The 23,376-nt window shown below is 71.5% G+C and carries 22 protein-coding genes and 1 riboswitch; of the genes, 18 read left to right on the forward strand and 4 right to left on the reverse strand.

Annotated elements, in window-relative coordinates:
* Nucleotides 1-188 (reverse strand): helix-turn-helix domain-containing protein (locus BM127_RS20180; protein WP_175507464.1); only part of this gene is annotated, 188 nt, incomplete at its 3' end.
* Between the two features lie 293 nt (nt 189-481).
* Between BM127_RS20180 and BM127_RS20185 the strand changes: the two genes are divergently transcribed.
* The 4 genes from BM127_RS20185 to BM127_RS20200 all read left to right on the forward strand — a co-directional run bounded on the left by BM127_RS20185 (nt 482) and on the right by BM127_RS20200 (nt 5,314).
* The gene (locus BM127_RS20185) at nt 482-1,549 is read left to right on the forward strand and encodes an NAD-dependent epimerase/dehydratase family protein (RefSeq protein WP_091201663.1); all 1,068 of its coding nucleotides are present in this window, start codon (nt 482-484) and stop codon (nt 1,547-1,549) included.
* Nucleotides 1,550-2,079: 530 nt separating this feature from the next.
* Entirely contained in the window at nt 2,080-2,304 is a 225-nt protein-coding gene (locus BM127_RS20190; protein ID WP_091201665.1) for a tautomerase family protein, read from the forward strand.
* Nucleotides 2,305-2,342: 38 nt separating this feature from the next.
* Nucleotides 2,343-3,944: a helix-turn-helix domain-containing protein gene (locus tag BM127_RS20195; protein ID WP_139227820.1), complete on the forward strand. Its 1,602-nt coding sequence runs from the start codon at nt 2,343-2,345 to the stop codon at nt 3,942-3,944.
* Nucleotides 3,941-5,314 carry a methyltransferase domain-containing protein gene (locus BM127_RS20200; RefSeq protein ID WP_091201668.1) on the forward strand — a complete coding sequence of 458 codons (1,374 nt, stop codon included), beginning with the start codon at nt 3,941-3,943 and terminating at the stop codon, nt 5,312-5,314. Before BM127_RS20195 ends, BM127_RS20200 begins: the two co-directional genes overlap by 4 nt.
* 109 nt (nt 5,315-5,423) lie before the next feature.
* On the opposite strand, the gene BM127_RS20205 is transcribed toward BM127_RS20200, so the two are convergent.
* A complete protein-coding gene (locus BM127_RS20205) occupies nt 5,424-6,542 on the reverse strand; it encodes a ThuA domain-containing protein (RefSeq protein ID WP_157829601.1) in 1,119 nt (372 codons plus the stop codon).
* A gap of 130 nt (nt 6,543-6,672) precedes the next feature.
* On the opposite strand from BM127_RS20205, the gene BM127_RS20210 reads away from it, so the two are divergent.
* Complete coding sequence (locus tag BM127_RS20210) at nt 6,673-7,908, forward strand: ROK family protein (protein WP_175507465.1); 1,236 nt, start codon at nt 6,673-6,675, stop codon at nt 7,906-7,908.
* A gap of 19 nt (nt 7,909-7,927) precedes the next feature.
* On the opposite strand, the gene BM127_RS20215 is transcribed toward BM127_RS20210, so the two are convergent.
* Both BM127_RS20215 and BM127_RS20220 read right to left on the reverse strand, forming a co-directional pair.
* Nucleotides 7,928-9,013, reverse strand: a complete 1,086-nt coding sequence (locus BM127_RS20215; RefSeq protein ID WP_091201672.1) for an SLC13 family permease — start codon at nt 9,011-9,013, stop codon at nt 7,928-7,930.
* A gap of 5 nt (nt 9,014-9,018) precedes the next feature.
* The gene (locus BM127_RS20220; RefSeq protein WP_091201675.1) at nt 9,019-10,539 is read right to left on the reverse strand and encodes a sulfatase family protein; all 1,521 of its coding nucleotides are present in this window, start codon (nt 10,537-10,539) and stop codon (nt 9,019-9,021) included.
* Between the two features lie 225 nt (nt 10,540-10,764).
* On the opposite strand from BM127_RS20220, the gene BM127_RS20225 reads away from it, so the two are divergent.
* The 13 genes from BM127_RS20225 to BM127_RS20285 all read left to right on the forward strand — a co-directional run bounded on the left by BM127_RS20225 (nt 10,765) and on the right by BM127_RS20285 (nt 23,354).
* The gene (locus tag BM127_RS20225; protein WP_091201811.1) at nt 10,765-12,150 is read left to right on the forward strand and encodes a hemolysin family protein; all 1,386 of its coding nucleotides are present in this window, start codon (nt 10,765-10,767) and stop codon (nt 12,148-12,150) included.
* Complete coding sequence (locus BM127_RS20230) at nt 12,147-13,211, forward strand: hemolysin family protein (RefSeq protein ID WP_091201677.1); 1,065 nt, start codon at nt 12,147-12,149, stop codon at nt 13,209-13,211. The genes BM127_RS20225 and BM127_RS20230 overlap by 4 nt, the downstream gene beginning before the upstream one ends.
* Before the next feature lie 14 nt (nt 13,212-13,225).
* Nucleotides 13,226-13,831: a cardiolipin synthase ClsA gene (gene clsA, locus BM127_RS20235; protein ID WP_175507469.1), complete on the forward strand. Its 606-nt coding sequence runs from the start codon at nt 13,226-13,228 to the stop codon at nt 13,829-13,831.
* Nucleotides 13,824-14,708 carry a DUF881 domain-containing protein gene (locus BM127_RS20240; protein ID WP_091201681.1) on the forward strand — a complete coding sequence of 295 codons (885 nt, stop codon included), beginning with the start codon at nt 13,824-13,826 and terminating at the stop codon, nt 14,706-14,708. Before clsA ends, BM127_RS20240 begins: the two co-directional genes overlap by 8 nt.
* Nucleotides 14,705-15,037: a small basic family protein gene (locus BM127_RS20245; protein WP_091201683.1), complete on the forward strand. Its 333-nt coding sequence runs from the start codon at nt 14,705-14,707 to the stop codon at nt 15,035-15,037. Before BM127_RS20240 ends, BM127_RS20245 begins: the two co-directional genes overlap by 4 nt.
* Nucleotides 15,030-15,773 carry a DUF881 domain-containing protein gene (locus tag BM127_RS20250; protein ID WP_091201684.1) on the forward strand — a complete coding sequence of 248 codons (744 nt, stop codon included), beginning with the start codon at nt 15,030-15,032 and terminating at the stop codon, nt 15,771-15,773. Before BM127_RS20245 ends, BM127_RS20250 begins: the two co-directional genes overlap by 8 nt.
* Before the next feature lie 72 nt (nt 15,774-15,845).
* A complete protein-coding gene (gene gcvH, locus BM127_RS20255; protein WP_091201685.1) occupies nt 15,846-16,232 on the forward strand; it encodes a glycine cleavage system protein GcvH in 387 nt (128 codons plus the stop codon).
* 119 nt (nt 16,233-16,351) lie between these two features.
* Nucleotides 16,352-16,879, forward strand: coding sequence for an FHA domain-containing protein (locus BM127_RS20260; RefSeq protein ID WP_091201687.1), 528 nt, complete (start codon nt 16,352-16,354; stop codon nt 16,877-16,879).
* A 3-nt stretch (nt 16,880-16,882) separates the two neighbouring features.
* A complete protein-coding gene (gene ftsR / locus BM127_RS20265) occupies nt 16,883-17,623 on the forward strand; it encodes a transcriptional regulator FtsR (protein WP_091201689.1) in 741 nt (246 codons plus the stop codon).
* A 32-nt stretch (nt 17,624-17,655) separates the two neighbouring features.
* On the forward strand, nt 17,656-18,135 hold the full coding sequence (locus tag BM127_RS20270; RefSeq protein WP_091201691.1) for a bifunctional nuclease family protein: 480 nt from the start codon (nt 17,656-17,658) through the stop codon (nt 18,133-18,135).
* Between the two features lie 191 nt (nt 18,136-18,326).
* A complete protein-coding gene (locus BM127_RS20275) occupies nt 18,327-18,938 on the forward strand; it encodes a MerR family transcriptional regulator (RefSeq protein WP_269800901.1) in 612 nt (203 codons plus the stop codon).
* A 90-nt stretch (nt 18,939-19,028) separates the two neighbouring features.
* A riboswitch (glycine riboswitch) is annotated at nt 19,029-19,130 on the forward strand.
* A 61-nt stretch (nt 19,131-19,191) separates the two neighbouring features.
* Nucleotides 19,192-22,062, forward strand: coding sequence for an aminomethyl-transferring glycine dehydrogenase (gene gcvP / locus BM127_RS20280; RefSeq protein WP_372476680.1), 2,871 nt, complete (start codon nt 19,192-19,194; stop codon nt 22,060-22,062).
* A complete protein-coding gene (locus tag BM127_RS20285; RefSeq protein ID WP_157829603.1) occupies nt 22,059-23,354 on the forward strand; it encodes a serine hydrolase domain-containing protein in 1,296 nt (431 codons plus the stop codon). Before gcvP ends, BM127_RS20285 begins: the two co-directional genes overlap by 4 nt.
* The last annotated feature ends 22 nt before the right edge of the window (nt 23,355-23,376 follow it).

Genomic DNA, 23,376 nt, shown 5'->3' on the forward strand with positions numbered 1-23,376 from the left:
GATCGGTCAGTCATGCCTGCAGCGCCTTCGGCCGCGTACCGATCGGCCCACTTCTTCGCGGTCTTCCACGACACGTCATAGCGCTCGGCCGCGCGGGCAGGTGGCCAGCCGTGGTCGATGATCAGGCGAGCGAGCCGCAGTCGAGCGCGTGGCGTCAGCGCAGCGTTGGAATGGGTAGCGTGGGACACGAAGACCTCCTGGATGTGGAGCGGTTCCTAGATAGCTCCACTCCACATCGGGAGGTCTTCACCAGTCCAGAACTTCAGATCGTCTCGTCACACGATCTCGACCAACGTGCCTGGGCATCACACCTAGAGGTGCACGACGTGTCCGGCCAGAAGGGCTGTGGGACCTCGGGATCGAGCCCACCCTCGTGTGGCGGGCGATGGCCGAGTCCCCCGACGAGAGACATGACCAGTCCAGGGGTGGGTACTCCTGGCGAACGAACGATGATCGGTGCTCGACAGTCAGGGAGAGAACGATGCGGATTGCCGTCACTGGCGCCAGTGGAAACGTCGGGTCCGCGCTGCTGCGCAGGCTGGCCGAGCGCGGAGGTCACGACGTGGTTGGCGTCGTCCGACGACGACCCTTGGAGGTCGACCCGTTCGCTGCCGTCGAGTGGCACACGGTGGACCTGTCGCGGGGCCGGGACGAGCCCGCCCTCGTTGCGGCGTTCGCCGGCGCTGATGCTGTCGTGCACCTCGCGTGGGGCTTCCAGCCCACGCACCGCGAGGACTACCTTGCCGAGCTCGGAGTCGGTGGCACGCGTCGGGTCATCGAGGCAGCGCTGGCCGCCGGGGTGCCGCACTTGGTGCACATGTCCTCGGTCGGGGCCTACTCGCCGAAGCAGGACGACGTGCCGGTGGACGAGTCCTGGCCGACGCACGGCGTGCCCACCTCGATGTACAGCCGGCACAAGGCAGAGGCCGAGCGGCTGCTCGACCGGCTCGAGTCCGACGGAGCAGGCCCGGTGATCACGCGACTGCGTCCCGGCATCGTCGGTCAGAGCAGCGCGGGGAGCGCCTTGCTGCGCTACGGCCTACCGGGGATCGTCCCGCGGTCGCTGCTCTCCCATGTGCCTGTGCTGCCACTTGACCGTGGACTGGCCATCCCGATGGTGCACGCCGACGACCTCGCAGAGGCGACCGTGCTGGCGCTCGAGTCCGTGGCGCCCGGTGCGTTCAACGTGGCGGCCGCGCCGACGGTGACGGCGGACGACATCGCACGCGCGCTGGATGCCCGGATGGTGCATGTCCCAGCCGCCGCTGTACGAGCTGCGGTCTCCATGAGCTGGCATGCCCGGCTCCAGCCGCTGGACGCCGGGTGGATCGACCTCGCCTACGCCGTGCCGCTCATGGACACCTCGAGAGCCACGTCCGAACTGGGTTGGTCGGCCGCCAAGGACGCGACCCAGGTGCTGACAGAGACCGTGCGCGGCATGCAGGACGGTGGGTCCGACCTGTCGGAGGTTCTCAGGCCCCGTACGGTCGCGGGCGCCATCCGGCGCTTCCTCCGTGACGGACCGGTCAGTCGGCGTCGGCACGCGTGAGGCTCGGGGTCGCAACCCACCATCCGTGCACGCAACCTCCAGAGGCACTCACGGTGACCAGAAGATCAGTCAAGGTGGGCTTCCTGCACTGGTGATGCCGGCGCCCGTCACGGTTCGCGGCGCGCAGGGTGGGAGGGGTCCTTGCTGGGCTCCAGAGCAGCCATGGCGAAGAGCAGGCCATAGATGCCGGTCAGGACACAGACGACGATTAACAGGCCTTGCAACATCGGGAAACCTCGGCAGGTTGGACGTGGTGTGCACGTACCCGAGGAGCGGGTCTGCATCCATTTCCCGTTCGCCCGTAACGCTTCGCGTGTGCACAGCGCTGTCTACGGTGAGATTGCTCGATTCGGCACCCGGGCCCGGTTCGGCCGGGCCCCGATGGGGAGAACCATGACCCCGTGGCCCGTTCGGGCCATCAGGTCTTGCGCCGAAGATGGCCCGCACGGTCGAGGCGCCAGCGGGCCTCGCGGAGGACGTTGGGAGGTGCCGGTCCACAGCGGAGCGGCGTACGCCGACAGGAGACCACCATGCCCTTCATCGAGGTCAGCGTCATCGAGGACGTCTTCACGCCCGAGCAGAAGAACCGGCTCATCACCCGGCTCACCGACGCCATGGTCAGCGTCGAGGGGGAGAACATGCGGCCCGTCACCTGGTGCGTGATCCGCGAGGTCGCCAGCGGCGACTGGGGGATCGCCGGCAACGCGCTGACCACGGCCGACGTGCACGCCCTGGCAGCCGGTGCCGGGGCGTGAGCCTTGCCGTGCTCCTCGCGGAGCGCGAGTCTGATCGCGTGCGGACGACGGATGACGGTGCGGACGCGGTCGCCGAGCTGCGGGCGGGCCGGTGGGTGCGGGCGGCAGAGCTGTTCACGGCGCTGACGGCGGAGACCGACGACCCGCACGCCCACGAGGGCCTCGCACAGGCGGCGTGGTGGCTCGACGACGCCGCGACCGCGCTGGGTGCCCGCGAAGCGGCCTACCGGGGTTTCCGGGCGGCCGGGGACGACCGGGGAGCGGCCCGGGCTGCTGCGGCTCTCGGCTATGACTCGATGCTCTTCGGGGCGGGGGTCGCGGTCGGCCGGGGGTGGCTCGCGCGGTCGTCGGACCTGCTCGGCGAGCGGGTCGACGTGCCGGAGGTGGGGTGGCTGTCCGTACGCCGCGCGGAGGTCGCGCTCAACGTCGACCATGACGCCGCCGTGGCGCTGGGCCACGCCACGAACGCACGGGAGGTCGGCCGTGCGACCGCGGACGCCGACCTGGTGGTCGTCGCAGCCGCGCTGGCCGGGTTCGCCCACGTCAGGCTGGGGGACGTGGACGCCGGGATGGCGCTGCTCGACTCGGCCGCGGCCGCAGCCACGGCCGGTGACGTCGACGACCTCATGTGGATGGGAAAGATCTGCTGCTGGTTGATCAGTGCCTGCCAGGAGACGCACGACCTCGGCCGGGCCAGCGACTGGTGCGCGCGGGTCGAGGAGATCTGCCTGCGCCGTGACCTGGCCCCGCTCTTCGCGGTGTGCCGGACGCAGTACGCCTCGGTGCTGCACGCGAGCGGGGACTCGCGTGGGGCGGAGTCCACCCTCGTCGAGGTGCTGGCCGGGTTGGAGCGGTCGCGGCGCCTCAGCCGGCTCGACGCCGTCTCGCAGCTGGGGGAGGTACGCCGGCGGCAGGGCCGTCTCGTCGAGGCCGAGCAGCTGCTCGGGCAGGCGGGCTACCTGCCGTCGGCCCTCACCAGCCTGGCCCAGCTGCGGCTCGACGAGGGCGACCCGTCGCGCGCGTGGTCGACCGTCGCCGAGCTGCTCCGGCGCATCCCGACCACCCAGCTGCTCGACAGGGTGGACGCACTGGCGGTGGCCGTCCCGGCCGCACTCGCCTCGGGCCACGAGCTCGAGGCCCGAGGCGCTGCCGACGAGCTGCGTCGCATCGCCGACCGGGTCGCCACCTCGGCCATCACCGCCCACGCCGATGCCGCGGAGGCACGGATGTCCGGCCCCGGCGACGACGTCCCCCTCTGGCAGGACGCCGTGCGGCGCTTCCACGTCGCCGGACTGGTCTTCGACGAGGCCGACGCGCGGCTGGAGCTCGCCGAGGCCCTGCACCACGGCGGCGACGACGCGGGAGCCCGCGAGGAGAAGGCGCGGGCGCTGGCGGTGCTCGCGCCGTTGCGCGCGAGAGCCGACCGCAGCGACGCTGGCCCCCTCACGGGACGCCAGGTGGAGGTCATCCGGCTGATCGCACGCGGCCTCAACAACAGCGAGATCGCCGCGGAGCTCCAGGTCAGCGAGCACACCGTGCACCGGCACGTCGCCAACATCTACACCGCGCTCGACCTCGGATCACGGGCAGCAGCCGCGGCGTACGCCGTCGGCCACGGACTGGGACGAGGAGCACCATGAGCGAGCAGTGGTTGACCGTCGACGAGGGGTGGGGCCGCAGGGCCGTCGAGTTCGCCACGCTGCTCGAACTCGGGGCCTGCCGGGAGTACGTCGCCATGCACCAGCACCTCGGGCTCGGGTCCGGCGACCACGTGCTCGACGTCGCCTGCGGCTCGGGCCTCGCGCTCGAGCTGGCCAGCGCGCGCGGCGCGACGGTCTCGGGCATCGATGCGTCCCCGCGACTCGTGGAGATCGCCCGCGACCGGCTCCCCGGGGCCGACGTCCGTGCAGGGGACATGGCTGCCCTGCCCTGGGGCGACCACACGTTCGACGCGGTGACCAGCTTCCGCGGCGTGTGGGCGACCACCCCTGAGGCCCTGGCCGAGGCCCACCGGGTGCTGCGCCCCGGAGGGCGCCTCTCGGTCACGACGTGGGGTCACGTGAAAGCGTCTCCCGGCATGTGGGCGCTGACGCCGTTCGCGCTGGCCGCCGACCCGAAGGTGCGCGTCCAGGCCGAGATGAAGGCACTCGGGCGACCGGGGGTGGGTGAGGAGGTCCTCGCCGCCGCCCGCTTCGTCGGCGTACGCCGGCACAGCGTGCCGTTCGTGTGGGAGTTTCCCGACCCGGAGACCTTCGCGCGGATGCTCGCCTCAACCGGGCCGGCGTACGAGGCGATCCAGGCCGTGGGGGAGGAGGAGTTCCACCTATACTGCATCGAGGTGGCGTCGGCGCGGGTGCGCGACGGGCTCCCGTTGCGCGCCGAGATCGACTGCGTCGGCTTCACCGCGCTCGTGCCTCCTGCGCCGACGACGGTGCACCTCGACGCTGCACCCACGACGGCCGCCGCTGCGACGCTGGCCACCGAGGACGAGGACGACCTCGGGTTCGTCACCAACGCGACGCGCGTGTGGATGCACGCCCCGGCCGCCTTCGAGGCACTCTTCGCCCTGATCGGCTCGTCCGCCCACGGGGCCGCGATGACCGTCGCCGAGCGCGGGGTGGCCACCATCACCGCCACCCGCCTCGTGGGCGACACCTACTGCCCGCTCGCCTGGGGAGACAAGCTGGCGGGGTTCGCGAGCCCCGACGTGGCGGTGTCGGTCATGGGCGGCTCGGACGAGCTGCTCGACGACCGCAGCCGGGCGATCGCTGCCTGGGCCGGGAAGGTCGCCACCGCGCCGCAGGCGGTCACGGCCTCCGACGTGCGCGCTGTCCGGGCGGCCGGCTTCGACGACGCCCAGGTCCTCAGCCTGACCGTCTTCGTCGCGCTCCGCCTCGCGTTCTCGACCGTCAACGGCGCACTGGGCGCGCGACCTGAGCAGGCGTACGTCGATCACGTCGACCCGGCCGTGCGGACCGCCTGGGAGCAGGCCTTCCCCGCTCGGGCCTGAGGCGGGGTCCGTCACCGACAGCGACGGCCCGGCCGCCGACCGGACATCACGGGGTGTGTCCAGGGGCGACCGGGCCGCGGTCCGCCGGCAGCGATGCCGGGTGGTGGTGTCAGAAGCCGATGAGGCCCTGCTGCCACTCGATGAGGTCACCGATCTTCGCGACGAGCACGTCGTCCTGCAGGCCGTGTGCCTTGCCCTGCGCCTGCTTCAGCGTGTGGGCTGCGGCGGCGTGGCGACCTTCCTCGTGCGCGGTCTCGGCCTGCTCGAGGTAGCCGGCCACGTCGCGACTCAGCTTGGCGGCGCGCACGCTTCCCTCGGTGCCAGCGACCTCGACGAGTCCGTCGGCCTCCTTGAAGGTCACGCAGTCACCGCCGCCCTCGACCACGCCCGCGGTCCACTCGATGCCACCGAGCAGGTGGTCGAGGAACGTCGGGTCGGTGTAGGCCGCGTCGACGTGGCCCGCGCCCTCGTACCACGAGCGACCGCCCTCGAAGTTGTGGCACCAGGCGATCGGGTGGTCGGCGCCCATGCGACCGCTGCCGGGGTTGTAGGTCGACTCGTCCAGGGTCAGCAGGACGTGCACGTCCTCGCGCGGGTTGGACGTGAAGTTGTACCACTCGTCGAAGCGGATCCACTCCTTCGGCAACATCTCGGTGGACGGGTGGGTGGGACTCTCCACCCGCATGGTGGCCGTCTGCTGCTGCGGGTGGTTGCGGAAGCGCGCGCTGCCGCCGGTGAGCTCGCCGTACCACGGCACGGCGTGCATGGCGTCCGTCGCGGCGTGCAGGCCGACGAAGCCCCCTCCGTCGCGGATGTAGCCCTGGAACGCGGCGAGCTCGGCGTCGTCGAGGGTGCGGGGCCGTGCCGGGTTCTGGTCGTTGGTGCCGTCGACGTTGGACGCGAACAGGATCGTGGCGTACTGGTCGAGCGACTCTGCGCTGGTGAACGGCGTCGTGGGCATCGTGAGCGCCGGCTGCTTGTCGTCCCAGACGTCGACGGTGAAGCCGTTCTCCTGGCCCAGCTTGATCACCGCGTTCGTCGTGTCGTCGATGTGGGAGTGCCGGAAGCCGAGCGTCTTGCCGACGACCAGCACCTTGTAGGGGGCGGCCTCCGCGACGTCGGCGACCGGGTCGAGGGTGGCCTGGCTGGGCGCCACCACCGATCCGGTCAGGGTGAGCGCGCCGGCGATGGCGGCGATGGTCGCGGTCAGTCGAGCGGGATGCCTCATGGGTGTGTCCTTCCGGGGAGACGCGTGGGCGTATTTGTCCGAGTGCCAAACAAATCCACGGCAACGTATGACGTGCGTCACACGGGTGTCAACGGCCCTGCCGCGACGAGGTGCGCGGCAGGATGTGCGCATGGACTCCCCGGCTGCGCCCGCGACCGGCAAGGACGAACGGTCGGCACCGGCGACGCGAGGCGGTGCCCGCGCCTCCGTCGTGCGCCGGCACAACCTGGGACTGCTGCTGGAGTGCCTGCACCTCGAGGGGCCCGCGTCGCGGTCGGAGCTGGGCGCGACCACGGGACTGAGCCGCTCGACGGTGGCCGATCTCGTGCACGAGCTGGTGCGGAGCGGTCTGGTCGTCGAGGACGGGGTGTCTCCCAGCTCCGGTCCGGGGCGTCCTTCTCCCATCGTGCGGTTGCGGGGCTCCGCTGCGGTGGCCGTGGTCGTGGAGCTCGGGGTCGACGCGGTCTCGGCAGCGGTGATCGGCCTGGGCGGCGACGTCGTGGACCACCGGAGCGTCCAGCTCGCCGGGATGCGGGTGTCGCCGGAGGACACCGTGCGTCAGGTGGCCGACCTGGTCCGCGGCATGGACATCGGGCCGACGCACCCGCGGGCCGTCGGCCTCGGCGTGGCGGTCCCCGGGCTGGTCCGCCGGGCCGACGGATTCGTCCACGTCGCGCCCAACCTCGGGTGGAAGGACGTCGCCCTGGGTGGTCTGCTCGCGGAGGCCTTCGACGTGCCGCTGGATCGGGTGCGGGTGGGCAACGAGGCCGACCTGGGGGCGGTGGGTGAGCACCGACGTGGCGCGGGCCGCGGCTGCGGGCACCTGGTGTTCATCTCCGGCGAGGTCGGCATCGGGGCCGGCCTCATCATCGGCGGTCAGCCGATGCTGGGCGCGGCCGGATATGCGGGGGAGGCAGGGCACATGCTCGTGAACCCCGACGGTCGCCCCTGCACCTGCGGGTCGTCGGGGTGCTGGGAGACCGAGGTGGGTGAGTCGGCGCTGCTGCGCGCTGCCGGCGTCAGGGACGTACGGGGACTGGCTGCGGTGGACGCCGTGCTGACGCGGGTGATGGCGGGAGACGCGGCCGCGACGGCTGCGGTCGCGGAGATCGGCCACTGGCTGGGCGTGGGCGTCGGCAACATCACCAACCTCCTGAACCCCGAGGTCGTGGTGTTGGGCGGAATCCTCCAGCCCCTGTTCCCGTTCGTCCGCGAGCCGATGCTCGACGCGATGCACGCGAGGTGCCTGGGCCCGGTGTCGCAGCCGGTCCGGGTGGTGCCCAGCGCTCTCGGCACGTCGGCCCAGCTCCACGGCGCGGCCGAGGTGGTCCTGGCGTCCGTCCTGGCCGATCCGACCACGCGATGACCCGTCGCCGGTCGCCTGATCAGCGGATCGTCAGTGTCGCCGCAGTGACGCAGACGGTGGCGCAGAGGGCGCCCCAACCGGCCAGCTTGAGGAGCGGCACCTGCAGGCCCGCCGACCGGCAGCGCTGGAGCCACAGGAGGGTCGCGAGGGACGCCCACGGGGTGACGAGGGCACCGGCGTTCACCCCGACCAGCGTGGCCACGAGACGTCGTACGTCGTCGGCGGCTGCGGGTTCGATGAGGAGGTAGGCGGGCAGGTTGTTGACCAAGTTGGCCGCCAGCGCCGACGTGCCGGCGAGGTGGAGCAGGTCCAGCGGACGGGTGCCGGTGCCGACCAGCGGTGCCAGCCAGTCGAGGAGTCCCTCGGCCTGCGCGAGCCGCAGCAGACCGGCCACGACCACGAAGGCGCCGGCCATCAGCCACGGAGGTCGGACCTCACGCAGCATCGACGGTGCGCGCCACAGCACGGCGGCCAGCAGGACGACGGCGGACGCCAGCGCCACCGCCGCCGGCTCGAGCCCGACGGCGAAGAGCGGACCGATGGCCAGTGACACCGCGCCGGCGATCAGGAGGAGGACCCGGTCGTGCGGCTCGGCCGGCGGGTCGACGGCGTACGTCCCGCGCAGGTCCCGGCGCTGGAGCACGGCGATCAGCACGAGGGTCGCGACGATGGCGGTGAGCGCCGGCAGCGCCGCCGTACGCACGTAGTCGCCGTGTCCGGCGCCGAGGTCCTCGAAGCGGTGCACGGCCAGCAGGTTGGTCAGGTTCGAGACCGGCAGCAGCAGCGACCCGGTGTTGGCGATCCAGAGCGTCGTGAGCGCGAAGGGCATCGGCGCGATGCCCGTCTGGCGCGCGATGGCGAGGCCGACCGGCGTCAGCAGCACCGCCGTCGTGTCGAGGCTCATCACGATCGTGCTGACCACGGCCAGCGCGGCGAAGAGCAGCCAGAGCAGGACGACACGGTGCCGGGCCCGGCGCGCCATCGCGTGGGCGGCCACGTCGAAGACACCGGCCAGCTGGGCGATCTCGGCGGTGACGGTGATCGCGAGGAGGAACACCGCGACCGGGAGCACCTGCTCCAGGACGGGGTGGAGGACGTCGGGCACGATGGTCAGGATGACGGATCGGGCAACGGGCCGAACACCTGGTTGCACGTCCAGCCGGCACAGTCGACCAGCGCGGTGCGGCGCATCTCCAGGGCCGCCTGCACCTCGGCGTAGGCGGGGTCGTCGATCACGTTGACCATCTCGTCGGGGTCGCGGAGGTGGTCGTAGAGGAAGGCGTCGGCACCGTCGGTGCCGTAGAGGTAGCGCTCGGTGCGGACCCCGCGGTGGGACCACCCGTCGCCCAGGGTCCGCCCGGTCTGGATGAGCGTGGTGTCGCGGAAGACCTGCTCGTCGCCGCGCAGGGTCTGGGCCAGCGACGTGCCGTCGACCTGCCAACCGGGCGAGACACCGGCCAGCGCCGCGAAGGTGGCAGGGAGGTCGACCAGCGTCACCGGGAGGTCCGACGTCGAGCCCGGGGCGATGTCGGGGCCGCGCACGAGCAGCGGCACCTGCAGCGCCTCGTCGGTCAGCACGTCCTTGCCGACGAAGCGGTGCTCACCGAGGGAGTAGCCGTTGTCGGAGGAGAAGACGATGTAGGTCTCGTCGAGGACGCCCTGCTCGTCCAGCGTGTCGACGAGCGACCCGACGGCGCGGTCCACCGCCTGGAGCGACCGCAGGCGGGCGGTGTTCTCGGCGCTGATCTCGGCGCGCTCGACGGGGGAGAGGTGACGCAGGTAGGCCGGCTGGTCGCTCACGTCGTCCTCGTCGAACGCCGGTGCGTCGAACGCCGACGGGCGCGTGTCGGCGAAGAGGTCCTGGTCCTGCGGGAGCGCGGGCGGCAGACCACGGCCGCCCTCGGGGCTGATCCGGTAGTGCGGGGCGAGGTGCCAGGCATAGACGACGAAGGGGTCACCCGAGGCGGCGAAGTCGGTGATGGCCTCGTTGGTGTGGTCCTCGATCACCGAGGTGACATAGCTGTCGGTGTAGCGCTGGGGGTCGCCGTCACCGGTCATGGAGAAGTCGACGTAGTCGTAGACGCCGCGGGTGAGCGCGTCCCAGCGCGTCCAGCCGGCAGGGCGTACGTCGTGGGGGTTGTAGCCGTTGAGGAACTTGCCGACGAAGCCCGTGCGGTAGCCGTTGTCACGGAACCAGGAGCTCGCCTCCTGCGTCGGGTCGAGCGCCTGGAAGCCGCCGTGGACCCCGCGGTTGTGGTGCACGCCGTTGTTCTGTGCGTACTGCCCGGTCGCGAGCTGGGCGCGGGCCGGGCAGCAGAGCGGGTGCGGGGAGATCGCGTCGGTGAACTCCATGCCCTGGTCGGCGAGGAGGCGACGCGTGATCGGCATGTGGGCGAGGTCGTCGTCGCGCATGTCGTCGGTCAGGACGAAGACGATGTTGGGCCGGTCGTCGAGGACCGGCTCGGCCGAGTCTGTCCGGGCCGGGCTCGGCTCCCCGCCGGGAGCCTGCGTCGTCTGCACCATGCGGACCGAGTCGGAAGCGCTCGAGCCGCCGGTGGCGGTGACGGTGGCGAGGGTCGCGACCAGCACGACGAGCAGTGCAGCCGCGATCGACTGCGCCCACACACGCATCTAGGTCATTCCCCCGCCCGGACCGGAGGGTCCCGCTGACTCCTCCGACGGGGGACAGAGTAGGGGGCCGGAGAGGTCCTCCCCAAAGCGACACGACGAGTGTGGTCAAGCGGGTCGGGACCGGTAGTCTGAGGCTTCGCCGACGCCGAGACAAGGAACCCCCGCGCCGACCATGGACGACAGTCAAAGTCCCCGCACGACCGCACTGAACACCGGGTGCGCGTCGTGACCCCCTTCTTGTTGTTGCTCGTCTCGCTGGCCCTCGTGGCCGCGTGCGGGCTGTTCGTCGCAGCCGAGTTCTCCTTCGTCACCGTCGACCGGCCGAGCGTCGAGCGCGCGGCCGCCGAGGGCGACGAGGGCGCGCGCGGCGTACAGCTCGCGCTCCGCTCGCTGTCGACCCAGCTGTCCGGCGCCCAGGTCGGCATCACGGTCACGAACCTGGCGATCGGTTTCCTCGCCGAGCCGGCCATCTCGGACCTCATCGACGGACCGCTGGCCGCAACGGGGATGCCGGAGGGCGTGGTCACGCCGCTGTCCCTCGGTCTGGGCCTGGCGATCGGCACCGTGGTGACGATGATCTTCGGGGAGATGGTGCCCAAGAACATCGCCATCGCCCGCCCCCTCGAGACCGCGCGGACCACGCAGGGCTTCATGCGTGGCTTCACCGCGCTGAGCCGCGGACCCATCCGCCTCCTCAACGGCTCGGCCAACATGATCGTGCGCCGCCTCGGCATCGAGCCGCAGGAGGAGCTGCGCTCGGCGCGCAGCTCGCAGGAGCTGGCCTCGCTCGTGCAGCGCTCGGCCGACCAGGGCACGCTCGATGCCGACACCGCCGAGCTGATGGAGCGCTCCGTCGAGTTCGGCACCCGCACCGCCGGCGAGATCATGACGCCGCGCGTGCGCACCACCACCGTCGAGGACGGTGACCGGGTGTCGTCCGTCATCGACCTGGCTCGCCAGACCGGTCACTCCCGCTTCCCGGTGCTCGACACCGAGGACAACGTGGTCGGCACCGTGCACGTCAAGCACGCCGTCGCCGTGCCCGTGCACGAGCGGACGACGACCCGGATCAGGCACGTCATGGTCCGCCCCGTCGTCGTGCCGGACAGCCTGCGGCTCGACCCGTTGCTCTCGCTGCTGCGCCAGGACGGCTTCCAGATGGCCATCGTGCTCGACGAGTACGGCGGCCACGCGGGCATCGTGACCCTCGAGGACGTGGTCGAGGAGATCGTGGGTGACATCTCCGACGAGCACGACCGCCTCGGCGCGCGGATCCGCCAGCGGCGCGACGGCAGCTGGACGCTGTCGGGCCTGCTGAGGCCCGACGAGGTGGAGGACGCCACCGACGTCGAGCTCCCCGAGGGCGAGGACTACGACACGGTCGCGGGCCTCGTCATGCGCGAGCTCGGCAAGATCCCCGAGCCCGGCGACCGCATCGAGGTTCCCGTGCCCGACCGCTCCGACCCGCACGAGCCGCGCGAGCGGCTCGTCACCCTGACCGTCGAGCGGATGGACGGCCTGCGCATCGACCGCCTCGACCTGCGCCTCGTCGCGACGGAGGCCGCCACCGACGCAGGCGCCAGCGCCGATGCAGAAGGAGGTCGACGATGAACAGCGACCTCTTCGGCGTGCTGCTCGCTGTCGTCCTGCTGGCCCTCAACGCCTTCTTCGTCGGCGCCGAGTTCGCCCTGCTCGCCGCCCGACGCAGCCAGATCGAGCCGCGCGCACAGGAAGGCTCGCGCGCGGCGCGGACCACACTGCGCGCGATGGAGAACGTCTCCCTCGTGATGGCCGGCGCCCAGCTCGGCATCACCGTCTGCTCGCTGGGCCTCGGCGCCATCGGCGAACCCGCCGTCGCCCACCTCCTCGAGCCGCTGTTCCACCAGGCCCGCCTGCCCGACAACCTGCTGCACCCGGTGTCGTTCGTGGTCGCGATGTCGATCGTGGTCTACCTCCACGTCGTCCTCGGCGAGATGGTGCCCAAGAACATCGCGCTCGCCGGCGCCGACCGCGCGGCGATGGTGCTGAGCCCGCCCATGATGGTGATCGTCACCGTGCTCCGGCCGGTCATCGCCGCCATGAACATGGTCGCCAACGCCGTGCTGCGGATGCTCCGGATCGAGCCCAAGGACGAGGTGCACTCGAGCTTCACCCGCGAGGAGGTCGCCGCGCTGGTCGAGGAGTCGCGCGGCGAGGGCCTCATCGAGGCCGAGGAGTACGACCGGCTGTCCGGTGCGCTGGGATTCACCGAGAAGGCGGTCGGGTCGATCCTGATGACGCCCGACACGCTCGCGACCGTGGCGCCCGGGTCGACCGTGGCGGACGTGGAGGCGCTGTGCGCCTCGACGGGATTCAGCCGCTTCCCGGTGGCGGCGGCGGACGGGACGCTGCTCGGCTACCTCCACATCAAGGACGCCCTCGAGTCCGACGACCACCGCCGCTCGCGGGTCATCGAGGACAAGTGGATCCGTCCCTTCGCCTCGGTCAACCCCGACGACCTGCTGCACGACGCCCTGGAGAGCCTGCAGGTCAAGGGCGCCCACATGGCCCGGGTGGTGCAGCGTGACGGCGCGGTGATCGGGCTGGTCACCCTCGAGGACGTCCTCGAGGAGCTGGTCGGCGAGATCCGCGACGCGGCGCACCACGACGTGTCCAGCGTCGACGCCTCGTGACCCGCGGATAGGGTCTGACCGTGTCCGACGAGGCGACCCGCATCTGGACCGTGCCCAACATCATCAGTGTGGTGCGGCTCGCCGGTGTGCCCCTTTTCCTGTGGCTGGTCCTGGGGCCCGAGGCCGACGCGGCCGCGCTCGTCGTCCTGATGGTCGCCGGGTTCACCGACTACCTCGACGGCTGGCTCGCCCGGCGGCTCGACCAGTTCTCCAAGCTCGGCGAGATCCTCGACCCGGTGGCCGACCGGCTCTACATCCTCGCGGTCGTGATCGGGCTCTACCTGCGCGACATCATCCCGTGGTGGGTGGCCCTCGCGCTCCCGCTGCGCGACCTGCTCCTGTGGGGGCTCGTGCCGATCCTGCGCACCCGCGGCTTCTCCGCCCTGCCCGTCCACTTCCTCGGCAAGGCCGCCACCTTCAACCTGCTCTACGCCTTCCCGTTGCTGCTGCTCGGCGAGGGCACCGGCATCGTCGCCACGCTGGCCCGCAACTTCGGCTGGGCGTTCGCCTGGTGGGGGATCGGGCTCTACTGGTGGGCCGGGGTCCTCTACGCCTGGCAGGTGCGCACGCTGCTGCGCGAGACACCACGGCGTACGTCGCCGGCGACCGACCATGGCTGACCAGGTGACCGGCGCGCCGCCGCGCGAGCTGCCCGACCACGTCACCACGCCCCTGCTGACGCTGATCACGGCCCGGTCGATGGACGAGGACTACGCCCACGTCGCCCAGAAGCGAGCGGCGGCGGGGGACACGCGCGCGCAGACCACCCATCCCCACTGGGCCAGCCTGGTGGCGATCGCCACCCTCGGCGTGCTGGCGGCGGTGGTGGCGGTCCAGACCGACCGACAGGCCGAGGTCAACGAGCTCAGCAGGGCCGCGCTGGTGGAGCAGATCAACTCCCGGCGCGACGACCTGCGCGGCCTTCAGGGCGAGGTCGCCACGCTCGCGTCGTCCAACCAGGCGCTGGCCGCCAACAGCACCCTCGTGCAGGAGCGGCTGGACGACATCGCGACCCGCGTGCGCCGGGCGGAGCTCAACACGGGGTACGCCGCGGTGCACGGACCCGGCGTGCGCATCACGGTCGACAACCGTCCCGGTGTCGACGTCGACAGCGAGATCCGCGACGAGGACCTGGCGGTCCTCGTGGACGGCCTGTTCGAGGCCGGGGCCGAGGCGGTCGCCATCAACGACCAGAGGATCAACGCGCTCGGTGGGATCCGCAACACCAACCGCGCGATCCACGTCAACGGGCGTCCGGTGAACCCGCCGTACGTCGTCTCGGCGATCGGCGACAACCGGACGCTGCAGGCACGCCTGCTGCAGACCACCGAGGGCCAGGAGTGGTTCGCCCTCGTCAACGGCCTGGACTTCGACTACTCGGCCGAGGACGTGGACGACATCCGCCTGCCGGCTGCCCCCGAGCGTCCGTTGCGTGATGTGATCGAGCTGAACGCCGACCCGGACGGCGTACCTGAGGGAGAGGGGAGCGCGCCGTGATAGCCGCCCTCGGTCTGTTGATCGGCATCATCGCCGGGCTGGTGTTCGCGCCCGACGTGCCGCTGAGCCTGCAGAACTACCTGCCGATCGCGGTCGTGGCCGCCCTCGACGCGGTCTTCGGCGGCCTGCGTGCCTACCTCGACGGGATCTTCGACGACAAGGTCTTCGTCGTCTCCTTCGTCAGCAACGTCGTCATCGCCGCCGCCATCGTCTACCTGGGCGACCAGCTCGGCGTCGGTTCCCAGCTGACGACCGGCGTCGTGGTGGTCCTCGGCATCCGGATCTTCTCCAACGTCGCAGCCATCCGGAGGCACGTCTTCCATGCCTGAGACCCCGCCCGACCAGGATCCCGCCCGCGACCGGCTCCGCGGGGCCTTCTCCCGACCCTCGCGCCGGCAGGCGGTGGTCGCGGTGCTGCTGGCCGTGCTCGGCTTCGCCTTCGTCGTGCAGGTGCGCGACACCAAGGCCAACGACACCTATGCCGGTGTGCGGGAGAGCGACCTCATCCAGGTGCTCAACGGCCTCACCGGGACCGCCGAGCGGGCGCGCCGTGAGGTCGACCGGCTCGAGACGCGACGCGACGACCTGCAGGACGAGAACAGTGCGCGCGCGGCGGCCCTCGACGAGGCCGAGCAACGGGTGCGGACCCTCAACATCATCGCCGGACTGGTGCCCGTGTCCGGTCCCGGCCTCCGCGTGACGATCACCGAGTCCACCGACCGGGTCACCGTCGGGTCGCTGCTCGACACCGTCCAGGAGCTGCGCACCGCGGGCGCCGAGGCGATGGAGTTCGACGACTCGATCCGGCTGGGCGCGGACAGCTCCTTCGAGAACGCCGTCGGTGGCATCGAGCTCGATGGCCAGCTGCTCGAGTCTCCCTACACGCTGGACGTCATCGGCGACCCGCACATCCTGCGCACGGCGCTGACGTTCTCCACCGGGCCGGTCGAGGCGCTGGAGTTCGACGGCGCCACCGTGGCCATCGAGGACGTCGAGGCCGTCGAGATCACGAGCGTGCGCGAGGCACCCCGACCTGAGTATGCGGAGCTCGGCACGGGCCAGTAGCCTGCCGGGCAGTCACCAGCCCGCACCACCACCTGCCACCACCACCTGCCATCCACAGCACGAGGAGCCGACGTGTATCCGGAGAACCTGAAGTACACCAGCGAGCACGAGTGGGTGCGCACGCCCGGCGACGCCGCGGGCTCGGTGCGGGTGGGCATCACCGACTTCGCCCAGGACGCGCTCGGGGACATCGTGTACGTCTCCCTCCCGCAGGTGGGCGACTCCGTCACGGCCGGTGACACGTGCGGTGAGCTGGAGTCGACCAAGTCGGTCAGCGACATCTACGCGCCGGTGACCGGTGAGGTCGTGGCGACCAACGCGGCACTGGACCAGACCCCCGAGCTGGTCAACAGCGACCCCTACGAGGCCGGCTGGCTCTTCGAGGTCAGCGTGTCGGACGCCGCCCAGGTCGACGGGCTGATGGACGCCGCCACCTACCAGTCCAGCCTGGACGGCTGATCCACTCCGTGTTCGCACCCACGGGCCGGACCGCCCCATCACCGGGCTGGTAGGTTCGGACCAACCGTCAACCTCAACCCTCGGCTGAGGGTTGGGCGTCGTCCCGTCGAGGAGTTTCCATGCCGTTCTGCACCGCCTGTGGCAAGCAGAACCCTGACGATGCCCGCTTCTGTGCCCAGTGCGGCACGAAGCTGGTCGCCGGGGAAGACACCGGTGCCACCGCTGTCGGCGCGAGCCAGGTCGAGTCCACAGCCACGATCACCTTCGGGGTCCCGGACGCACGTGAGTCCTCGGACCGCCAGCTCAGCCCGGTCGACGCCGCCGCCGTGGACGCCCTCCCGGAGGGCCACGCGCTCCTGGTCGTGCAGCGCGGCCCGAGCGCCGGCAGCAGGTTCCTGCTCGACACCGACGTGGTGGGCGCCGGTCGCCACCCCGACAGCGGGATCTTCCTCGACGACGTCACGGTCTCGCGACGCCACGCGGAGTTCCGCCGCTCCGGGTCGGGCTTCACCGTCAGCGACGTCGGCAGCCTCAACGGCACCTACGTCAACCGCGACCGGATCGACTCGGTGGAGCTCAACGACGCCGACGAGGTGCAGATCGGCAAGTACCGCCTGGTGTTCTTCTCGTCCCACCCGGACAGCTGATCCGTGAGCGCGTCGACGTCCGCGGGCGCGAGTCGCGGCGCCCGCTACAACATCGGGCAGGTCCTCGACCAGCTCCGCCCCGACTTCCCCGGGGTGACCATCCCGAAGATCCGGTTCCTCGAGGACCAGGGCCTGGTCAAGCCCGAGCGCACCGCCGCCGGCTACCGGAAGTTCTCGGGCGACGACGTCTCCCGGCTGCGCTACATCCTGCTCATGCAGCGTGACCACTACCTGCCCCTCAAGGTCATCGGCGACCATCTCGACGCGATCGACCGCGGCCTGGAGCCGCCTGCGATCGACTCGGTCGTGCCCACGGTCCCCAAGGTCGCGCTGTCGGCTGACGGGCTGCCCAGCCCCGAGTCGTTCCGGCGCACGAGCGACCTGCGGCTCTCGCGCCGCGAGCTGCTCAAGGTGGCCGACATCTCCGAGGACCTGCTCTCCCAGCTCGAGCAGTACGGCCTCATCAGTGCGCGCACCGGCACCGGCCACTTCGACAGCGACGCCCTCGTCGTGGCACAGACCGCCCGCGAGCTGGCCGACTTCGGCTTCGAGCCGCGCCACCTGCGCGCCTTCAAGACCGCTGCCGACCGCGAGGTCGGGCTGGTCCAGCAGGTGGTCGCCCCCCTGGCCCGCGGCCGTGATGCGGCTGCCAAGGGACGGGCCGACGACGCCACGTCCGAGATCGCTGCGCTGTCGGTGCGCCTGCACGCCACGCTGGTGAAGGTCGGTCTCGACCGCGGCTGATCGCGTGCAGGGCACCTGAGTAGGGTGGGGACATGCGCGAAATGGACGTCGTGGGAGTCCGCGTCGAGATGCCCTCCAACCAACCGATCGTGCTCCTGCGCGAGGTGACGGGGGAGCGCTACCTCCCCATCTGGATCGGGGCCGTCGAGGCCACCGCCATCGCCTTCGCCCAGCAAGGGGTGACGCCGCCGCGGCCGCTGACGCACGACCTGATGAAGGACGTGCTCGAGGCCACCGGCCAGCGCCTGGACGAGGTGCGGATCGTCGACATGCAGGACGGGGTGTTCTTCGCCCAGCTGGTGTTCGACGGTGGCGCCGAGGTCGGGGCCCGGCCGTCCGACTCGATCGCCCTGGCCCTGCGCACCGGCACCCGCATCGTGTGTGCCGAGGCGGTCCTCGAGGAGGCCGGTCTCGCGGTGCCCGCCGAGCAGGAGGACGAGGTCGAACGGTTCCGTGAGTTCCTCGACCACGTGTCCCCGGACGACTTCGAGTCTCCTGAGTCCCAGCCGTAACACTGACCCTCAACCTGAGGTTGAGGGTTGCGACACGCCGCGCCATGGATGGACAACCCTCACTCCCGGGCTTACCTTGAACTGTCTTCGTTGTAACTCCACCGCTGTGGTTGTCAGCTCCACCGGCACCGCGCGGGTCCTTCCCCCAGGAGTTGCTGCTCATCGAGGGCACTGACCTGGAGGGTTTGGCTGTGGGTAGCAACGAGAACGAGCAGGGCGCCGACGCCGCCGCGGCCAAGGCCGCGTCCGAAGCAGCGGAGCTCGCCGAGGAGCAGGGTCTGCTCTTCGCCGACGACGTCTCCCCGCTGCCGAGCGACACCGGCTACCGCGGTCCCACCGCGTGCAACGCCGCCGGCATCACCTACCGCCAGCTCGACTACTGGGCCCGCACCGGCCTCGTCGAGCCGAGCGTGCGCGGTGCAGCCGGCTCCGGCTCCCAGCGTCTCTACTCCTTCCGTGACATCTTGATCCTCAAGGTCGTCAAGCGTCTCCTCGACGCCGGCATCTCGCTGCAGCAGATCCGCACCGCGACGGCCCACCTGCGCGAGCGCGGGACCGACGACCTGACGCGCGTCACCCTCATGAGCGATGGCGCCTCGGTCTACGAGTGCACCAGCAACGACGAGGTCATCGACCTGCTCCAGGGTGGCCAGGGCGTCTTCGGCATCGCCATCGGCGGCGTCTGGCGCGAGATCGAGGGCACCCTCGCCGAGCTCCCCAGCGAGCGCACCGCCGAGGAGCCGGCGTCGCCGGTCGCCGGCGACGAGCTCGCCGCCCGCCGCGCTGCTCGTCAGACCGGCTGAGCTCGACCGTCAGACCCTCCGACGAGGCCGCCCGGGAAACCGGGCGGCCTCGTTCACTTTCCCGGGACCGGGCTAGACTGCGAGCGCTGACAATCCCGTGCGGGAGAGTCATCGCGGTCGCTGGTCGGCCGCGGTGCGCCGAAGGGGCAATTCCTCCCGGAACCTCTCAGGCACCCGGACCGTACGGCTTGGCACTCTGGAGGCCACCCGGCTGACAGAGGGGAGGTCATCTTCGTGACCTCAAGGAGCCCACGTGGCGGACGCCAGCCCGATCGAGACCTCGACCACCACCGACCAGTCCTCGCTGGGTGAGTTCGTCGCCCGCCACATCGGTCCCGACGACCTCGACGTGTCGCGCATGCTGGAGGCGGTCGGCCACGAGTCGTTGGAATCGCTGATGAGTGCCGCGATCCCGGGCGGGATCCGAGCCGCCGCCGCGCTCGACCTCCCGGACCCGCTCGACGAGGAGGCCACCGCGCGGGCGCTGCGCACGCTGGCCTCGCAGAACCGCCCGGCCGAGGCGATGATCGGTCTGGGCTACCACGCGACCATCACGCCGCCGGTGATCCGCCGCAACGTGCTGGAGGACCCCTCGTGGTACACCGCCTACACGCCCTACCAGCCCGAGATCTCCCAGGGCCGGCTCGAGGCGCTGCTCAACTTCCAGACGGTCGTGGCCGACCTGACGGGGCTGCCGACGGCCAACGCCTCGCTCCTCGACGAGGGGACCGCCGCTGCCGAGGCGATGACGCTCGTACGCCGTGCGCAGCGCAACGCGACCGGTCCGTTCGTCGTCGACGCCGACGCCCTGCCCCAGACCATCGAGGTGGTCCGGACACGTGCCGAGGGCATGGGGATCGAGGTGGTCGTGGCCGACCTGACCCAGGGCCTGCCCGAGGGCGACCTCAGCGGCGTGCTCATCCAGTACCCCGGCGCCTCGGGCCGGGTCGCGGACCCGCGGCCCGTGATCGACGCCGCCCACGAGCGTGGTGCGCTGGCAGTCGTGGCCGCCGACATCCTGGCCCTCGCGGTGCTCGAGGCGCCCGGGACGTTCGGGGCCGACGTCGTCGTCGGCTCGTCGCAGCGCTTCGGTGTACCCCTCTTCTACGGCGGTCCGCACGCCGGCTTCATGTCGGTGTCCGCCGGGCTCGAGCGTCACCTGCCCGGTCGCCTCGTCGGCGTCTCCGTCGACGCCGAGGGCCGCCCGGCCTACCGCCTCGCGCTCCAGACCCGCGAGCAGCACATCCGCCGCGACAAGGCCACGTCCAACATCTGCACCGCGCAGGTGCTGCTCGCCGTCGTCGCCTCGATGTACGCCGTCTACCACGGGCCCGAGGGCCTGCGGCGGATCGCACGTCGTACGCACGACTCCGCCAGCAGGATCGCAGCGGCACTGCGGGCCGGGGGAGTGGAAGTCGTCAACGACAGCTGGTTCGACACCCTCACCGTGTCGGTCCCCGGCCGCGCCGGCGAGGTCGTCGCCGCGGCCCGCACCGTCGGGCTCCACCTGCGGCTCATCGACGCCGACCACGTCGGCGTCTCGACCTCCGAGCGCACCAGCCCGTCGACCGTCGCTGCCGTGGTGCGGGCCTTCGGCGCGCCCGCCGCCACCGACGACGTGCCGTCCGGGCTCCCCGAGGACCTGCACCGGACCACGGACTTCCTGACCCACGAGGTCTTCAACTCCCACCACAGCGAGACGCAGATGGTGCGCTACCTCGCGCGCCTCTCCCAGCGCGACTACGCCCTGGACCGCGGCATGATCCCGCTGGGCTCGTGCACGATGAAGCTCAACGCCACGACCGAGATGGAGCCGGTGAGCCTGCCCGGATTCGCCGACCTCCACCCGTTCGCCCCGGCGCAGGACGCCACCGGCTACCGCGAGCTCGTCGACGATCTCGAGGGCTGGCTCGCCGAGGTCACCGGCTACGACAAGGTGTCCGTCCAGCCCAACGCGGGATCCCAGGGTGAGCTCGCGGGACTGCTGGCGATCCGGGGCTACCACCGTGCCAACGGTGACACCGCCCGCGACATCTGCCTGATCCCGTCGTCGGCGCACGGCACCAACGCCGCCTCGGCGGTGATGGCCGGGATGAAGGTCGTGGTCGTGAAGGCGGCCGACGACGGTTCGATCGACCTCGACGACCTGCTCGCCAAGTGCGACCAGCACGCCGAGACGCTGGCGGCGATCATGGTGACCTACCCCTCGACCCACGGGGCCTACGAGGACACCATCACCGACCTCTGCAAGATCGTCCACGACCACGGCGGGCAGGTCTACGTCGACGGCGCCAACCTCAACGCGCTGCTCGGCTATGCCCGGCCGGGTGAGTTCGGCGGCGACGTCTCGCACCTCAACCTGCACAAGACGTTCTGCATCCCGCACGGTGGCGGCGGTCCCGGCGTCGGCCCGGTCGCCGTACGCGAGCACCTCGCGCCCTACCTGCCCTCGCACGGCTGGCACCCGGAGGCCGCCAAGCGCCAGGGGATCGGCCCGATCAGCGCGGCGCCCTACGGGTCTGCCGGCATCCTGCCGATCACCTGGGCCTACATCCGGATGATGGGGGCGGAGGGCCTGACCCGGGCGACAGCCGTCGCGGTGCTCTCGGCCAACTACATCGCCCACCGGCTCGAGGAGCACTTCCCGGTGCTCTACCGCGGCCACGGCGACCTCGTGGCCCACGAGTGCATCCTCGACCTCCGCGGGATCACCAAGGCCAGCGGCGTGAGCGTGGACGACGTCGCCAAGCGGCTGGTCGACTACGGCTTCCACGCGCCGACGATGTCGTTCCCGGTGGCCGGGACGCTGATGGTGGAGCCGACCGAGTCCGAGGACCTCGCCGAGATCGACCGGTTCTGCGACGCGATGATCGCGATCCGCGCCGAGATCGCGCGGGTCGAGGCCGGCGAGTGGACGCCCGAGGACTCGCCGCTGCGCCACGCGCCGCACACCGCGCGAGCCCTCGTCGGAGACTGGGACCGGCCCTACACCCGCGAGCTGGCGGTGTTCCCCCAGGGGATCGACCCCGACAAGTACTGGCCGCCGGTGGCTCGCATCGACCAGGCCTACGGCGACCGCAACCTCGTGTGCGCCTGTCCGCCGCCGGAGGCCTTCGCCGAGTGAGCGACCAGCGGCAGCGGCTCCTCGACGTGGCCCAGGCAGAGGGTCGGCTCACGTCGGTGGTCGGTGCCGTCTTCGACCGCTACGGCGCGGTCTGGGCGGGTGGTGCCGGGACGGCTCCCGGCATCGACGGGCAGTACCGCATCGGCTCGATCACCAAGTCGATGACGGCGGTGCTGGTCATGCAGGCCAGGGACGCCGGGCTGCTGGACCTCACCGACCGGCTGGGCGACCACCTCGGGGACGTCGGCTACGCCGAGGTGTCGATCCGCGACGCGCTCGCGCACACGTCGGGCATGCAGAGCGAGCCGCGCGGACCATGGTGGGAACGCACCCGCGGTGGCGACTTCGACGCACTCGTCGCGGCCAACGACGGCGCCGGTCGCGTCGCGGGAGCGGGGGAGTGGTTCCACTACTCCAACCTGGGCTTCGGCCTCCTCGGCGAGGTGCTGGCCCGACGGCTCGGTGCCCCGTGGCGACACCTGGTCGCGGAGCGGCTGCTCCAGCCGCTGGGGATGCGGGCGACGTCCTACCTCCCGCGACCGGGGGCGCAGCCGGGCTGGAGCGTCCACCACTTCACCGGCATCCGGGTCCACGAGCCGCTCACGGACACCGGCGCCATGGCGCCGGCCGGTCAGCTCTGGTCGACCTTGGGCGACCTGGTGGTCTGGGGGCAGCTTCTCGGCGGTGCCCGCCCCGACGTGCTGGCGGCAGGGACCCTCGCGGAGATGGGGCGCGCGGTGCAGCCCGGCTACGGCCTCGGCCTGATGCTCGGCGTCCATCCCGGTGGGCGGCTGGTGGGCCACGACGGCTCGATGCCGGGCTTCCTCGCCTCCCTGCAGGTGGATCCCGACAGCGGCATCGGCGCCGTCGTGCTCGCCAACGCGACGACGGGCATCGCGCCGCAGGAGCTCGCGGTCTCGCTCATCGAGGGCGACCCCGACGCCGACTCCGCACGACCCGCGCCGTGGCGACCGACGCTCGTGCTGCCCGACGACGTGGTCGGGGTGCCGGGCGTCTGGTTCTGGGGCAACACGGCGTACGACGTGCGCTGGCACAACGAGGGCCTCGAGCTGCGCCTGATGGCGCGCGGCGGGCTCCTGAAGGAGCGCTTCGAGCTCGTCGACGGAGGCCTGGTCGGGGTGAGCGGCTACCACCGCGGCGAGCGGTTGGAGGTCGTACGGCGTGACGACGGGTCGATCCGCAACCTCGAGTGCGCCACCTTCGTCTACACGCGCACCCCCTACGACCCCGAGGTGGACATCCCGGGTGGTCACCCGCGGCTCCCCTCGTGACCCGGAACGGGCTGCCTGGCCG

It is taken from the genome of Nocardioides alpinus, assembly GCF_900112035.1.
Lineage (GTDB): Bacteria > Actinomycetota > Actinomycetes > Propionibacteriales > Nocardioidaceae > Nocardioides > Nocardioides alpinus.

Bases quoted from the DNA above. Each gene is read 5' to 3' on its own strand.
- BM127_RS20200 (WP_091201668.1), top strand. From the start codon at position 3,941: ATGAGCGAGCAGTGGTTGACCGTCGACGAGGGGTGGGGCCGCAGGGCC.
- BM127_RS20260 (WP_091201687.1), top strand. From the start codon at position 16,352: ATGCCGTTCTGCACCGCCTGTGGCAAGCAGAACCCTGACGATGCCCGC.
- BM127_RS20250 (WP_091201684.1), top strand. From the start codon at position 15,030: ATGCCTGAGACCCCGCCCGACCAGGATCCCGCCCGCGACCGGCTCCGC.
- BM127_RS20220 (WP_091201675.1), bottom strand. From the start codon at position 10,539: ATGCGTGTGTGGGCGCAGTCGATCGCGGCTGCACTGCTCGTCGTGCTG.
- BM127_RS20240 (WP_091201681.1), top strand. From the start codon at position 13,824: ATGGCTGACCAGGTGACCGGCGCGCCGCCGCGCGAGCTGCCCGACCAC.
- BM127_RS20210 (WP_175507465.1), top strand. From the start codon at position 6,673: ATGGACTCCCCGGCTGCGCCCGCGACCGGCAAGGACGAACGGTCGGCA.
- BM127_RS20185 (WP_091201663.1), top strand. From the start codon at position 482: ATGCGGATTGCCGTCACTGGCGCCAGTGGAAACGTCGGGTCCGCGCTG.
- BM127_RS20190 (WP_091201665.1), top strand. From the start codon at position 2,080: ATGCCCTTCATCGAGGTCAGCGTCATCGAGGACGTCTTCACGCCCGAG.
- BM127_RS20230 (WP_091201677.1), top strand. From the start codon at position 12,147: ATGAACAGCGACCTCTTCGGCGTGCTGCTCGCTGTCGTCCTGCTGGCC.
- BM127_RS20205 (WP_157829601.1), bottom strand. From the start codon at position 6,542: ATGAGGCATCCCGCTCGACTGACCGCGACCATCGCCGCCATCGCCGGC.
- BM127_RS20270 (WP_091201691.1), top strand. From the start codon at position 17,656: ATGCGCGAAATGGACGTCGTGGGAGTCCGCGTCGAGATGCCCTCCAAC.